Origin of the sequence: Aeribacillus sp. FSL K6-2848 (assembly GCF_038004325.1) — a bacterium.
Taxonomy (GTDB): domain Bacteria; phylum Bacillota; class Bacilli; order Bacillales; family Aeribacillaceae; genus Aeribacillus; species Aeribacillus composti.
The window spans coordinates 2,951,597-2,966,477 of the sequence record NZ_JBBOQQ010000001.1; the positions used below are offsets into that span (position 1 = coordinate 2,951,597).

A 14,881-nucleotide genomic window follows, 5' to 3' on the forward strand; every position below is an offset into this window, starting at 1 on the left:
TTTCCTCTCCTTACAACCTTTTATTTATTTTTTCTTGCTTGCTTTTTCTTTAGCTTTTCGATTTGTTCTTTCATCTTTTTTTTGTATCCTGGTTTTACCGATTTTGGCTTTTTGATGATTCCGATAAACGCGTTTGTTTCCATTGGTTGTTTTTTTCTTTTTTGTCTGCGATTTCGGTCATCGAGCGTTTTCCATATTCCGTTTTCAATATCTCGATTTTCAAAGATTATCCCCATTTTTTCAAGCTTTTGCAGCATTTGTTCATCATCGTCTTCATAGATTGTATAGGCAAATCCTGAAAAGCCAGCCCGAGCCGTTCTTCCGGTTCGGTGAATATAAAAATCTAAATCAGTCGGCAGCTCGGCATTGATTACATGGGAAACACCTTCAATATCAATTCCTCTTGCAGCTAAATCAGTTGCTACTACAACTTGATAGGCAAGATCCTTTATTTGACGCATTTCTTTTTTCCGTTCACGCGGGGTAAGACCGCCGTGGATTTGCCCAACCTTTAATCCCTTTTCGGCAAGACCGTATGCCACATCTTGGGCATTTGCTTTTGTATTCACAAAAATTAACGCTAAATAAGGGTTTAAGGAAACTACCATATTGTATAAAAGATCTATTTTGTTTCGATGCCTCAGCGGAACAAGGACATGCGTGATGTTTTTGGCATGTACTTGTTTTGGAGATACATGAACATACTCAGGATTTTCCATATATTTTTTTAAAAAAGGCTTTAATTTTTCAGGAATGGTGGCAGAAAACACAAGCATTTGCAGTTCTTTTTTCATGCGGCTAGCTATTTGGTCGACCTCATAAATAAAGCCTAAATCAAGCATTAAATCGGCTTCATCCACAACTATGCTTTTTGTCGAATATAAATCTAGCGCCCCTTCCTTGACAAGATCAAGAATTCTGCCAGGTGTTCCGATCACAAGATGGGGCTGAGTTTTTAGCTTTTCGATCGCCCGCATTTTATCTGTACCGCCAATAAAAAGTTTTGCATGTAATTCTTTTTCCGGCGGGGCGAATTTTATGATTTTTAACGCTTCTTCGTAAATTTGAGTCGCGAGCTCTCTCGTCGGTGCTAAAACAACAACTTGAACACGCTTTTCCTCTCCGCAAATACTGTTGATTAACGGTAGCAAATAAGCATGTGTTTTGCCTGTACCTGTTTGTGATTGGCCGATGGCACTTGCTCCTCTTAATATGATTGGGATCATTTGTGCTTGAATTTCAGTCGGTTCTTTAAAACCTAACGACTGAACGGCATCTATAATAAAATCTTGAAATGGAAAATCTTTAAAGTCAGCTGCCATTGCAAAACAACTCCTTCATAATCAATCAACCCATTTTTTGATTATAAACAATATAATGGAAAAACTCCAATTTTAATAAAACATTTTCCTAAAACGCCGCATAGTTTAATGTAGGTAAAACAGCAAAAGAAAGGGGAAAAGTTTATGCATCCTTATCGAGCTTTTCCTCCCTTCCGGCAGCAGCCATTGATCCGCCCTTTTTTTGGCGGAGGCTACCATCCTTTTTGGGGGCAGCCACCTGTTCAGCAATGGCCGGTTCCGCCTAGGGGAGGATTACAATCGCTTTTTTCGCGTTTTCTTCCATCGAGCACAATGCATGCAGGAAGTATACCGTCAAGCGGTGCTGTTCAAAGTTTAACAAACCCTGCCAATCTTTCAAACATGTTGACGAATGTCCAAAAAGTTCTCGGTGTCGCTCAGCAAGTCACACCGATGGTTCAGCAATACGGTCCTCTGATTCGTAATCTCCCGGCAATGTTCAAAATTTATAGAGAATTGAAAAATGCTGATACAGACAGTAGCGAAGAAGATGATATAAAAGAAAATTCGTCATCTAAAAGATTGAAGGAACAGACAGCCGATGACAGCCCTTCAGATGAAAATACGTCGGGCGAATCAAAACCTAAGCTTTATATTTAATTGTGTTTTGTTTTCTTCCTCTATGTTAGGTATAATGATGTTAGATAGTCAAGCCGCTTGACGGCTTTTTTATTTTCCTTTACTAAATATCAGGAGGAAAAAACATGGAGGTTATTAAAATTTCCCCTCGAGGATACTGCTATGGTGTTGTTGATGCAATGGTGATAGCCAAAAATGCAGCAATGGATAAATCACTGCCTAGACCGATCTATATTTTAGGAATGATCGTTCATAATAAACATGTAACAGATGCCTTTGAAAAAGAAGGGATTATTACGTTAGACGGAAAAAATCGACTTGAGATTTTGAAAAAAGTCGATAAAGGAACCGTTATTTTCACTGCTCACGGCGTTTCGCCAGAAGTGCGCAAAATAGCGAAGGAAAAAGGGCTTGTCACGATCGATGCTACATGCCCTGACGTCACAAAAACTCATGAACTTATTAAGCAAAAAAAAGAAGAAGGGTATGACGTCATTTATATTGGAAAAAAAGGGCATCCGGAACCGGAAGGAGCAGTAGGTGTAGCGCCGGATATCGTTCATTTAGTCGAGACTGTCAACGATGTTGAAGAGCTCGATATTTCCAACGACAAAATCATTGTTACGAACCAAACAACAATGAGCCAATGGGACGTAGCTGATATAATGGAAAAAGTGAAGGAAAAATATCCGCATGTCGAGTTTCATAAAGAAATTTGCCTCGCAACACAAGTTCGCCAGGAAGCTGTGGCCGAACAGGCAAAAGAAGCTGATTTAACCATTGTCGTCGGCGATCCGCGCAGCAACAATTCAAACCGGCTTGCGCAAGTATCTGAAGAGATTGCGGGCACGAAAGCTTATCGCGTGGCGAATGTAAGTGAAATCAAACTGGAATGGCTTAAAGACGTTAAAAAAGTTGCCGTTACAGCCGGTGCATCAACCCCAACGCCGATTGTCAAAGAGGTCATTCGATTTTTGGAGAATTATGATCCAGAAAATCCAGAAACATGGGATTTAACTTCAAATGTCCCTCTTGAAAAAATATTGCCAAAGGTAAAAGTCAAAAAATCATAGACAAAACCTTTTTAATGATTAAAGGGGATCGGTCCACTAAAAAGGACTGATCCCCCTTTTAATTATAGAAACTTGAACGGATCTGTATGGACGCGGGAAGGAATAATTTCTACTTCCAGATTTTCTTCAGCACACAGCTTTGTTAGTTTTTCCGCCACTCCCTCTTTCATCACCTTTTCAATGTTGTGACCTGGATCAACTACATGTAAGCCGAGCATCATAGCATCGTGAGCTGTGTGGTAATATACATCACCAGTTACATAAACATCTGCGCCTCTCATTTTTGCCTGATAAATGTATTTATTTCCGTCTCCGCCTAAAACGGCTACTTTTTTTATAGTTGCCTGTAAATCCCCTACTACTCTTACTTTTTCCACTTCTAAAGCTTTCTTAACATGCTCTGCAAATTCCTTCAATGTCATTTCTTTTTCAAGCTCTCCAATTTTCCCTAATCCTAGCTGTTTCCCTTCGTTTTCTAATGGATAGATGTCATAAGCAACTTCTTCATAAGGATGCGCCTTCAACATCGCTTGAATGACTTTCTTTTGGATTGACTGCGGGAAGATCGTTTCAATTTTGACTTCTTCAACCATTTCAAGCTTTCCAGTATCTCCGATAAAGGGATTTGCATTTTCCAAAGGTAAAAATGTTCCTGTTCCTGCCGAGGAAAAAGTGCAATAACTGTAGTTGCCGATAAATCCAGCACCCGCTTTGCCAAGCGCCTCCCGAACGTCCCCCTCATAGTCTTTTGGTACAAATACAGCAAGCTTTTTTAATGGGTCTTGATAAGTTGGGACAAGTATTTTTTGATTCACCAGTTGTAAGCGGTCGGCCAAAAGATCATTCACTCCGCCTGGAGCCACATCCAAATTTGTATGGGCTGCATAAACGGCAATTTCATGCTTGATGCATTTTTCTATAATACGCCCTGCCGGATCATCTGTTCTAATATGCTTTAAAGGATGAAAAATGGGAGGATGATGAGCGATAATTAAATCAACCTTTTGATTGATTGCTTCATCAACGACTTCCTCCAAAACATCCAGAGCGACCATAATTTTTCGGACAGGCTTGTTTAATGTGCCGATTTGCAGCCCGATCTTGTCTCCTTCCAATGCATAATGCTTTGGAGAAAACCGTTCAAATAATTGAATAATATGTTGGCCGTTAGCGATTTTCTTCATTTATTTTATGACCTCCTCAATGATCTCGATCACCTTTTTTATTTCTTCTTTTTTTTGCATAAGCTGTTCATTTCCGTTGGATTGCTCCAGCTGCCGTAGAATGTCCTTCCGATGAGAAAGCTCGTGTTTCCATTTTTTAAAAAAAACGTTGTTCTTTTCTTTTAACAAAAATGGACCCATTAACAAAGCTGCTTCAAATGGCAAATCTTCGTACGGTTTCATTGCATTTCCACGCTTAGCGGACAGCACCTCATATATTTTTCCGCTCTCTTCTAGAATTGTTTCTCCTTCGAGCTCCCAACCATTGTCAATCAGCCATTTTCGAACTTCAATTGCATGAATATTCGGCTGAAGTACAAGCCGTTCAACCTTCCCGAGCTTCTCTTTTCCTTCCTCCAAAATCGTTTTAATAAGCGAGCCGCCCATGCCAGCGATCGTGATGCATGTTGCCTCATCCTTTTGTAATACGGACAATCCGTCCCCTTTCCGAACGGAAATTACATGCTGGAGCCCGTTTTTTTCCACTTGTTTTTTTGCCGCTTGAAAAGGGCCTTCATTGATTTCACCGGCAATCGCTTTCACTGTTTTTTTGGCAAGCACTAAATAACATGGCAAATATGCATGATCTGATCCAATATCTGCTGTCACCTGATTATTCGGAACAAATTCTGCCACAGCCGACAGTCTTTTTGAAAGTTGGACACTGTTCAATTTATTTCACCCTTTATTCCAATTTGGTAAACATGAAAATACGAAAAAAGTCCCCCAAAAGGAAGACTTTTCAACCAATATGTTTTTTATTATTTAATTTTAGAAACCCATTCGGCCATTTCATCAAGCTTTTCTTCAGGTACTAGCCCGCCAGGCATCGCACCGCGGCCGTTTTTAATTGTTTCTTTAATTTCATCAACAGACAATTTGTCGCCAACACCTTTTAATGAAGGACCTGCTCCGCCTTCAAAGTTTTGACCGTGGCAGCTTGCACAGCTTTGCTTGAATATATCCTCCGGCTTTGCATTAGCGACGTCTTCCGTTTTTTGTCCGCCCCCCTCTTTTTCTTCAGCCATCTCTTTCATATTATCCAGTCCGATGAAAGAAAATGCAACCATTAGTCCAATTCCAAACACAATGATTAATGCAAATGGAATAAGCGGATTACGATTCATTTTGTAACCTCCCTTATGTATAACCGTACATTTGCTTTTTTCGCTCAACATGGACGAGCTGAAACTAACCTAAACAATCTCTATTGTACTTGAATTTTCTTTGAAGGAAAAGTCTTTCTATATAAGTTCCTTGTGATGTTCACGAATTAGACAAAAAAACAATTTAAAAAGATCTTATGTTTTTTCAACAAATGTCATTTGCAAAATGAAAGAAGATTCAGTAAAATATAGTACAAATAGTTATTGTTGTTAGCGTTTACATATATTGAAGGGAAGGCAGACGAATAAGTCTGCCCAAGGAAAGAAAAAGACATTTTTATTTTTATTCCAAAAAGTCTTTCAGCCGCTTGCTTCGGCTTGGATGGCGCAATTTTCGCAGAGCCTTCGCTTCAATTTGCCGAATGCGTTCTCGAGTGACACCGAAAACTTTTCCTACTTCTTCCAGAGTCCGAGTTCTTCCATCGTCCAGTCCAAAACGAAGGCGCAGAACGTTTTCTTCCCTGTCTGTAAGGGTATCGAGAACATCTTCAAGCTGCTCCTTTAATAATTCATATGCAGCATGCTCTGATGGAGAAGTAGCCTCTTGGTCTTCAATAAAATCACCTAAGTGCGAATCGTCTTCTTCGCCAATCGGCGTTTCTAATGATACAGGTTCTTGGGCAATTTTTAAGATTTCTCTAACTTTTTCAGGAGTCAAATCCATATCTTCAGCGATCTCTTCTGGTGTCGGTTCACGACCCAAATCTTGAAGCAATTGGCGTTGGACTCGAATTAACTTATTGATTGTCTCAACCATATGGACAGGGATGCGGATCGTTCTCGCCTGATCTGCAATTGCCCGTGTAATTGCCTGGCGAATCCACCATGTTGCATATGTGCTGAATTTGTATCCTTTTCGATAATCAAATTTTTCAACAGCTTTCATCAGCCCCATGTTGCCTTCCTGTATGAGATCGAGGAAGAGCATTCCGCGGCCGACGTAGCGTTTTGCAATGCTGACGACTAGGCGCAGGTTGGCTTCTGCAAGCCTTCTTTTCGCTTCTTCGTCCCCTTGTTCAATACGCTTGGCAAGTTCGATTTCTTCATCAGCCGATAAGAGATCAACCCGGCCGATTTCTTTTAAATACATTCGAACCGGATCATTTATTTTCACACCCGGCGGTACACTAAGATCATTTAGATCAAATTCTTCTTCATCTTCTTTGTCTAAATCCGGCAAATTGGAATCAACATCTTCGTTTTCGCTAATTAATTCGATTCCTTGCTCATTAACGTATTCATAAAACTCATCCATTTGATCTGAATCAATATCGAAATTTGCCATTTTCTCAGCAATTTCTTCATATGTTAATACTCCGCGTTTCTTTCCTAATTGAATAAGCTGATTTTTCACTTCCTCAACAGTTCCATCAGCTTCTAAATCTTTTGAATGGGCTTGTTTTTCAGCCATTGGATCCCCTCCTTCCAGAGTTATACAAGCTTTCACATTAATCCTTTTTTCAGCTGAATTACTTCCATTGCAATTTCGGCAGCTTTTACATAATCTTTTCGTTTTTCAGCCTCTTTCTTCTCAGCTTCCTTTTCCTTTAGGATGAGCATTTTTTGATGGTTCAAGATATGTTTTACATAGTCTTGAAGCTCTTGCTCAGTCAATTGTTCGCCAATTGTCATCATGGCAATTTCCGATACAATTCGGCTTAATGAAGGATCTTTGAGCTTCGTCAAAAAGTGGCTTATGTCTGGATCGTTCCCTTCCTCATAATAAGCGTATAAATAGGATGAAATAGCCCGATGCTCCTCCACGTTAAAATTTCCACCAATCGCATGAAGAACCTTTTCTGCCACTTCCCTGCTTTTCAACATATGAGCAATTAGAAGGCGTTCTGCCTTTTGATAAGCAGGCATCAGTGCATTCCGTTGTAATGCATCAGTCTTGAGACTCGTTTTTTCTGGTCTTCTTCTTTTCCGCTTATTTATATTCCGAAGCTCTGCCATTAACGTTTCTTTTGATACGGAAAATTCTTCAGAAAGCTGCGTGATATACAGCTCTTGTTCGATCCCGCTCGGAAGGCCGCTTAATTCGTTAAGCACTTCTTGAATGTATCTCGCTCGATCCCCTTCATCCTGGAGATTTTTCCCCTTTCGAAAATATTCCATCTTAAATGCCATTAATGAGAGACTTGCCCCTATTACATCGTTTTTGAATTTTTCCTTTCCGTATGTCCGAATGTAGTCATCAGGGTCTAACCCTTCAGGCATTTTAGCAATCCTTACATTACATCCTGCTTCAACAAGCAATTTAGAAGCTCTGAAGGCAGCTTCAATTCCAGCGGAATCGGAATCGTAGCAAATGACAACTGTTCCTCCGCTTCTGGCTAAGAGCTTGACCTGTTCTTCCGTCAGCGCTGTTCCCATTGTTGCTACACTATGCTCGATTCCTGCATGAACGGACGATATAACATCCGCAAACCCTTCAAACAACACCGCTTCCTGTTTTCGTCTAATGAAAGGTCTTGCTTGGTGGAAATTATAAAGAATCCGTCCTTTGTTAAATATTTTTGTCTCAGGGCTGTTTAAATATTTTGGCTGTTTGTTTCCTAGCGACCTTCCGGAAAAAGCGACTGTACGGCCTTGTGCATCTTTAACCGGAAACATGATCCGATTGCGAAACCGATCAAAAAAAGAACCGTTAGATTCGCTTCGGATAATTAACCCTGTTTTTTCCAACAACGGAAGTTCAAAACCTTTTTTCAGCAAATATTTTAAAGAAAAGTCCCAAGAATCTAAAGCGTAGCCAATCTCAAATTGATCGATTAATTCTTTCGTAAAACCCCGATGAAGCAAATAATTTAACGCGTTTTGCCCTTCTTTTGTATTTAGTAATAAATGATGATACATTTTTTTCAGCAGTTCATGCACTTTTATCATTTTCTCTGCTTCGCTGTTGTTTGGGTATGTCGACTCTTGAGAAAGTGCCGAGCCCCCTGGAATGTCCAAACCAGCTTTTTTTGCTGTCATTTGTACAGCTTCTGTAAAGCTGCATCCTTCAATTTGCATGAGAAAGGTAAAAACATTTCCGCCAGAACCGCAGCCAAAGCAGTGGAAAATTTGTTTTTCAGGTGAAACAGAAAATGAAGGTGTATTTTCGCCGTGAAAAGGACATAGTCCAAAAAAGTTTCGACCCTGCTTCTTTAATTGAACATATTCACTCACAACATCTACTATATCAACAGCATGTTGCACTTTTTCTATAAATTCCTCGGGAAGCATTTTCCCCATATGAACAACTCCGTGCCTTAAAATTTATTCAATATGAATTTTAAAATTTCCTGCATAATTCGACAATATTTTTTCAAGTGCTGTGATAAAATGATGACGATCTTTATCTTGGAATTTTTTTGGCCCTTTGATATAATTGCCGTTTCTTCTTTCCCTTGCCGAAATATACCGGAGATGGAGAACAGAGTCGATTGTATCTTCTGTAAACAGCATTCCTCTTGGAGAGAGAACATGTGTGCATTTCTTAAGCAGCATACCGGCTAGTCCGATATCTTGTGTAATGATGATGTCATGTTTTTTTGAGTTGTTAAAAATGTATAAGTCGACAGATTCCTTTTCTTGATCGACAAATACCCAGCTATTCCCGTCATCCTTTTTACCTACATGAGCATATGATGCAATGAAACAAACCGGGACTTTATATTTTTTTGCGACTGATGCAATTTCTTCTTTGACGGGGCATGCATCAGCATCGACAAAAATAGTGATATTTTTCCCATCATATTTCTCTATTCTTCATCACCTCAAAGAATCCTGCCAGCAATTTAAACTTTTTACAAAAAGTGATTTGTCGAATTTTCTTTCTCCAACCCCCTTGACATCTTCCTGTAAATAGTTTATTCGTATTTTTTTTAGTCTAAACCTAAAAAGCGTAATTTTATCACAATTTTTTATTATAATACAATACACTGCATTATTCCATCATTTTATCTTTCACCATGAAAAAAACCTACTATATTCTTAAGATCGGAATAAGCAGGTTTTATCACATGTTATTTTTTTAAGAATAAATTTTGGATATGATTGGCTGTTTCTTCAACTGCTTTGTTCGATACATCTATAACTGGACAGCCGATTTTTTGAACAATTTTTTCAAAATAAGCTAATTCTTCTTTAATTCTGTCTATATTGGCATATATAGCCTGATCATTAAGCCCGAGCTGCTTTAATCTTTCCTTTCGGATATAATTCAGCTTTTCCGGACTGATTTTTAGACCGACGCATTTCTCTTTGGAAACTTTAAAAAGTTCTTCAGGGGGTTCTACTTCTGGAACAATAGGAACATTAGCTACTTTTAATCGTTTTAGCGCCAAATATTGCGACAAAGGCGTTTTGGAAGTCCGCGATACACCGATCAAAACAATATCGGCTTTCAAAATTCCTCTCGGATCGCGGCCGTCATCATATTTAACAGCAAACTCAATTGCTTCTACTTTTTTGAAATAGTCTTCATCAAGCTTCCGAACTCTTCCGGGCTCATACTTCGCTTTTATTCCATATGACGTTTCCATTTTATCAATTAAAGGACCAATGATATCGTGGTAGATCACACCTTCTTTTTCCGCTTCTTGAATAAGAAGATTCCTAAGTTCGGGGACAACGATTGTGAAGCAAATGATCGCATTATCCATTTTCGCCAATGCGACAACTTCTTTGATTGTATTTGCATCCTCCACATAAGGCACCCTTTTCACATTCGTTTCATATTGAGAGCCGTTAAATTGACTGATAGCTGCTTTTACAACGAGATCTGCCGTTTCCCCGACTGAGTCTGAAACAATATAGATCGTACGATTATTCATTCGGATCCCCCATTCTTACATAATATCGTCATCAACTAATCTTACCAATATTTTTGTAATGTTTGTTTTCGTAATTCTTCCTATCACTTCAAAACCGCCGTCCACTTCTTTTACAACGGGCAGTGCATCGATTTGCTTTTCAATTAAAATCCTTGCTACATCAATAATAAGATCTTCCTTTTTGCATACGGTTATATTTGGCATTCTAGTCATAATAATATTGACGGGGATTTGGGTTAATTCCTGTTTGCCGATGCTTGCCCGGAGGAGATCTTTTCTCGACAGCACTCCCACTAGCAACGATTGATTATCTACCACAAATAATGTCCCGACATCTTCCAAAAACATTGTACAAATTGCATCATAAACAGAAACATTATCGTTGACAACGACTGGGATCGACTGAAAATCTTTTACTTGGAGCTTTTTTAATTTCTCTGCAAGCAAATTGGCGCCTGATTTCCCTGTATAAAAATAGCCGACTCGCGGCCTTGCGTCAAGGTATCCAGCCATTGTTAAAATTGCTAAATCAGGTCTTAGCGTAGCTCTTGTCAAGTTTAAACGATCTGCAATATGCTCACCCGTAATTGGCCCATGCTCCTTAACGATTTGCAATATTTGTTCTTGCCGTTTATTAAGCTCTATTGTCCTCACCACCTTGAAAAAGAGGCTGCATTATAAAAATATTATATATGATTTCAATATTTTGAAAAGGTTTTCTATTGTACATTACGGCGAATCGAGTAGGAGGGAGCGATTAACTCCCGTCCTCTCACACCACCGTACGTACGGTTCCGTATACGGCGGTTCAATTAAGATAATTGACGCAAGTCTTTATAACTTCCGTGAATAGCTGTTCTCTTTATGCCAGTGGTCACTCCACCCTCCAAGAGATCTCCCACGGGATTCACCGCTTCCTCCCTCAAGTGAGGTACTACGTTTTCTGTGTTCATCATGACTCACTGAATGCCAAGGGCTATTCTCTCTTAATTGTTCGGTCCTTCTTAGTTGTTCTAGACCAACTAATACTATGACCTCTGCTGACTTCTGACGGTTCAGCTATCTATCACTAGATAGGTTACCAAGGTTACTTGGCGTGCCAGCCAGACCTCCCCGGGTAAGAGTGTAATCTTTCCTTCCATCCATCTGCTTCATTTACTCTGTATCACCTTCGGCAGAAAGGGCTTTGTTTTGTCTTGCAAACTCACCCAGTGATACCTAGCCTCATATGAAGTTCGTGTTCCTCAGACCGGAAGTTTGCCGCTCGCTTCCTTCAGATTCCGCGTCACCACGGACACCCTTGCGTTAAGCTAACTGCTACTTCTGCCTTCGCAGCTCGGGACTTTCACCCTATAGATTACACCCATGCCGGGCGCACAAGGAAAGACGATTATCCTCGGGATAATCGTCTATTTGCATTTATTTTACGATAATTTCATTCACTTTGGCAAAAGATGTGATTATCTTTGTTAATTGTACCATTTGGGACAGCCTGTTTTGTTTAACCGATTCATCCTCTGCCATTACCATAATATTATCAAAATAACGATCAATCACCGGCTTTAAAGCTTTCATTTCCAAAAATGCTTCTTTAAAATTACCCTCTTTTTGCAATTTTACAAAATTTTCTTCAAGCCGTAAATACGCTTGATACAATGTTTTTTCTTCTTCCTTCTCGAACAGCTCTTCTTTAATATTGCCCTCTTGGCCCTTAGACGAGATGTTGACAACACGAGACAGCGATTCAATTACTTCTTTAAAGTCACCCTTTTGGCTTTCTTCTGACAGAACGGCAGCCCGCTCAAAATATGCATTAACTTCATGGTAATTGGATTGTAATACCGATTCAATTATATCATGGCGGACATTTTCTTCATGAAGCGCAAATTTGACTCTCATTTGGAAGAACGACAGCAATTCTTTTCTCAAATTGTCTTTATTTTCTAAACCATATACATTTATAGCAAGGTCGAACAATTCCTCCAATTCAAGCCGCCATTGTTTTGCTCGAAGAATTTGAACAATGCCGCTTGCTTGTCTTCTTAATGCATACGGATCTTGTGAGCCAGTTGGAATCAAACCGATCGAAAAAAATCCTGCAATTGTATCCAGCTTGTCCGCAAGCCCTACAATGGCTCCGCTCAACGTTTCAGGCGTCTTGTCGGAAGCATGCCGCGGCATATAATGCTCATTTATTCCTTTTGCAACCTCTTCCTGTTCACCCTTTAAAAGAGCGTATTTTTCTCCCATAATTCCTTGAAGCTCAGGAAATTCATAAACCATTTGCGTAACAATGTCAAATTTGCAAATGGAAGCAGTCCGTTTAATATAAGCTTTCTCCTCATTGGAGCATTCAAGCTTTTCGCTAAGCTTTTCTGATAATTTTACAATTCGGCGAACCTTGTCACCGATGGAGCCCAGTTCTTCATGAAAAACAATTTTTTCAAGCTTCTCCAGTGCGGTATCGATGGCAAGCTTTTTGTCTTCTTCGTAAAAGAAATTTGCATCGGAAAGTCTTGCCCGAAGGACCTTTTCATTCCCCTTGGCAATCGTTTCAATGTTTTGATCATTCCCGTTTTTTACGGTAACAAAAAACGGAAGCAGCTTTCCATCTTTATTTTTGACAGGAAAATATCGCTGATGCTCCTTCATCGTCGTCACTAACACTTCTTCAGGCAATGTTAAAAACCGGTCTTCGAATGAACCGTACAGGGCGGTCGGATATTCCACCAAGTTTGTAACTTCCTCGAGCAAATCTTCATCAACAGGGATGATCCAGTTTTCCTTTCTTTCCAGTTCCTCCAGCTGTTGAATGATCATTTGTTTTCGTTTTTCATAATCGGCGACAACAAACTGGTTCAACAAAGTATTTTCATAATCGCGTGGAGTGGAAATTTCCGCTTTCGTTCCTAAAAAGCGATGGCCATACGTAACATTTCCTGTCGGAACATCGGTAATGGAAAACGGAATGATGTCTTGTCCAAATAAGACAACTAACCATTGTATCGGACGGATATAGCGAAGATTCCAATTTCCCCAACGCATATTTTTCGGAAAATGGATGGTTTGAATAATCTCTTCTAACCCTGGGAGCAGTTCTTTCGTTTCTTTCCCTTTTTGAAATGTTTGAACAAAAGCGTACTCAACACCGTTTACTTCTTTAAAGGATATGTCGTTTGTGGAAGCTCCTTGGCTCCGTGCAAAGCCTAACGCTGCTTTTGTCCAATTTCCATTCTCATCAACCGCAATCTTTTTTGCCGGTCCTTTTGCTTCGCCAAGCAAATCTTCCTGTTTTTCATTTACATCCTCTACAAGGACGGCAAGACGTCTAGGAGTTGAATATTTTTTTATTTTGGCGTAAGAAATGCGATGTTCATCCAGCCAAGCTCCTACTTTGTCAGCCAGCTGATCAATCGAAGACAGGATGACGCCGGCAGGCATTTCTTCAAGCCCGATTTCGATAAGTAAATCCCGTTTATTCATGATTTTCGGCCCCCTTGTTTTTCAGCATTGGAAAACCGAGTTTTTCCCGTTCTTCATAAAACGTTTTGGCAACTTTTCTTGCCAGCTTTCTCACTCTGCCAATATATCCGGTTCGTTCTGTAACAGAAATAGCTCCTTTTGCGTCAAGCAAATTAAATGTGTGCGAGCATTTTAAAACGTAGTCGTACGCTGGATGAACGAGACCTAATTCCATCTGTCTGTGCGCTTCTTTTTCATACGTATTAAACAGTTCAAATAGCATGTTTGTATCGGATGTTTCGAACGTATACTTGGAATGCTCATATTCAGGCTGATAAAAAATGTCCCGGTATGTAAATCCGTTTGTCCATTCAAGGTCAAATACATTTTCTTTTTCTTGAATATAAGACGCCAAACGCTCTATTCCATAAGTAATTTCAACAGAAATCGGTTTGCATTCCAGTCCTCCGACCTGCTGAAAATACGTGAATTGAGTAATTTCCATTCCGTCAAGCCAAACTTCCCAGCCAAGCCCTGCGCAGCCGAGAGAAGGATTTTCCCAGTTATCTTCCACAAAGCGGATGTCATGTTCAAGCGGATCAATTCCAAGAGCCTTTAATGAATCTAAATAAATTTCTTGTATGTTTTTCGGAGACGGCTTCATAATGACTTGGAATTGATGGTGTTGATAAAGGCGGTTCGGATTTTCCCCATACCTTCCGTCAGCAGGTCTTCTTGACGGCTCCACGTAAGCAACATTCCACGGTTCTGGCCCGATGGAGCGAAGAAATGTGTATGGGCTCATGGTTCCGGCACCTTTTTCTACATCATATGCCTGCATCAAAATACATCCATGATCGGCCCAATGCTTTTGCAGCGTCAAAATCATTTCTTGAATGTTCATTCATCATGCACCTCCACAATTAAGTTATGTTCGAACAAAATAAAAACCGTCCCTAATGCAACAAAGTTGCATAGGGACGGGATGACCCGCGGTTCCACCCTATTTGCTGAAAAACGTTTCAGCCTCTCGTAAACCGTTATTGCTCTGGAACGCCGTTCCCTGCATCCTCATACCTTAGCTCGCACCATCCTAAGGTCGCTTTCTATGAAGATTGCAGGTACTCTTTTCCTTCATCGCATTTTATTATTCAATTTGACACGTACATTTCCGCTCATTACATGACATTAAAT

Annotated in this window: 12 protein-coding genes, 1 pseudogene and 1 other annotated feature; of the genes and pseudogenes, 2 read left to right on the forward strand and 11 right to left on the reverse strand. The window is 39.9% G+C overall.

Annotation, left to right across the window (positions count from 1 at the left end; translation table 11 throughout):
• Positions 1–20 precede the first annotated feature (20 nt).
• Positions 21–1,322, reverse strand: coding sequence for a DEAD/DEAH box helicase (locus tag NSS70_RS14265; protein WP_063388060.1), 1,302 nt, complete (start codon positions 1,320–1,322; stop codon positions 21–23).
• Between the two features lie 123 nt (positions 1,323–1,445).
• Here NSS70_RS14265 and vrrA point away from each other — a divergent pair.
• Both vrrA and NSS70_RS14275 read left to right on the forward strand, forming a co-directional pair.
• A pseudogene (gene vrrA, locus NSS70_RS14270) lies at positions 1,446–1,961 on the forward strand (VrrA/YqfQ family protein); the annotation flags it as partial.
• A gap of 104 nt (positions 1,962–2,065) precedes the next feature.
• Complete coding sequence (locus NSS70_RS14275) at positions 2,066–3,013, forward strand: 4-hydroxy-3-methylbut-2-enyl diphosphate reductase (protein WP_130156326.1); 948 nt, start codon at positions 2,066–2,068, stop codon at positions 3,011–3,013.
• A gap of 62 nt (positions 3,014–3,075) precedes the next feature.
• Here the strand turns inward: NSS70_RS14275 and NSS70_RS14280 are convergent, their stop codons facing one another.
• The 10 genes from NSS70_RS14280 to glyQ all read right to left on the reverse strand — a co-directional run bounded on the left by NSS70_RS14280 (position 3,076) and on the right by glyQ (position 14,591).
• A complete protein-coding gene (locus tag NSS70_RS14280; protein ID WP_130156324.1) occupies positions 3,076–4,197 on the reverse strand; it encodes a Nif3-like dinuclear metal center hexameric protein in 1,122 nt (373 codons plus the stop codon).
• Positions 4,198–4,908, reverse strand: coding sequence for a tRNA (adenine(22)-N(1))-methyltransferase (locus NSS70_RS14285; RefSeq protein ID WP_327873393.1), 711 nt, complete (start codon positions 4,906–4,908; stop codon positions 4,198–4,200).
• An 89-nt stretch (positions 4,909–4,997) separates the two neighbouring features.
• Positions 4,998–5,363 (reverse strand): cytochrome c550, encoded by a 366-nt coding sequence (gene cccA / locus NSS70_RS14290; RefSeq protein WP_063388055.1) that lies wholly within the window; start codon positions 5,361–5,363, stop codon positions 4,998–5,000.
• A gap of 322 nt (positions 5,364–5,685) precedes the next feature.
• Positions 5,686–6,813, reverse strand: coding sequence for an RNA polymerase sigma factor RpoD (gene rpoD / locus NSS70_RS14295; RefSeq protein ID WP_063388054.1), 1,128 nt, complete (start codon positions 6,811–6,813; stop codon positions 5,686–5,688).
• A gap of 32 nt (positions 6,814–6,845) precedes the next feature.
• Positions 6,846–8,642, reverse strand: a complete 1,797-nt coding sequence (dnaG, locus tag NSS70_RS14300; RefSeq protein WP_094246229.1) for a DNA primase — start codon at positions 8,640–8,642, stop codon at positions 6,846–6,848.
• 24 nt (positions 8,643–8,666) lie between these two features.
• Positions 8,667–9,155 carry a YaiI/YqxD family protein gene (locus tag NSS70_RS14305; protein WP_063388052.1) on the reverse strand — a complete coding sequence of 163 codons (489 nt, stop codon included), beginning with the start codon at positions 9,153–9,155 and terminating at the stop codon, positions 8,667–8,669.
• A 260-nt stretch (positions 9,156–9,415) separates the two neighbouring features.
• Positions 9,416–10,225 carry a pyruvate, water dikinase regulatory protein gene (locus tag NSS70_RS14310; RefSeq protein ID WP_063388051.1) on the reverse strand — a complete coding sequence of 270 codons (810 nt, stop codon included), beginning with the start codon at positions 10,223–10,225 and terminating at the stop codon, positions 9,416–9,418.
• A gap of 15 nt (positions 10,226–10,240) precedes the next feature.
• On the reverse strand, positions 10,241–10,879 hold the full coding sequence (locus tag NSS70_RS14315; protein ID WP_094246231.1) for a helix-turn-helix transcriptional regulator: 639 nt from the start codon (positions 10,877–10,879) through the stop codon (positions 10,241–10,243).
• A 765-nt stretch (positions 10,880–11,644) separates the two neighbouring features.
• A complete protein-coding gene (gene glyS, locus NSS70_RS14320) occupies positions 11,645–13,708 on the reverse strand; it encodes a glycine--tRNA ligase subunit beta (protein WP_063388049.1) in 2,064 nt (687 codons plus the stop codon).
• Positions 13,701–14,591 (reverse strand): glycine--tRNA ligase subunit alpha, encoded by an 891-nt coding sequence (gene glyQ / locus NSS70_RS14325; RefSeq protein ID WP_063388048.1) that lies wholly within the window; start codon positions 14,589–14,591, stop codon positions 13,701–13,703. Before glyQ ends, glyS begins: the two co-directional genes overlap by 8 nt.
• 69 nt (positions 14,592–14,660) lie before the next feature.
• Positions 14,661–14,834: a binding site (T-box leader), on the reverse strand.
• Positions 14,835–14,881 lie beyond the last annotated feature (47 nt).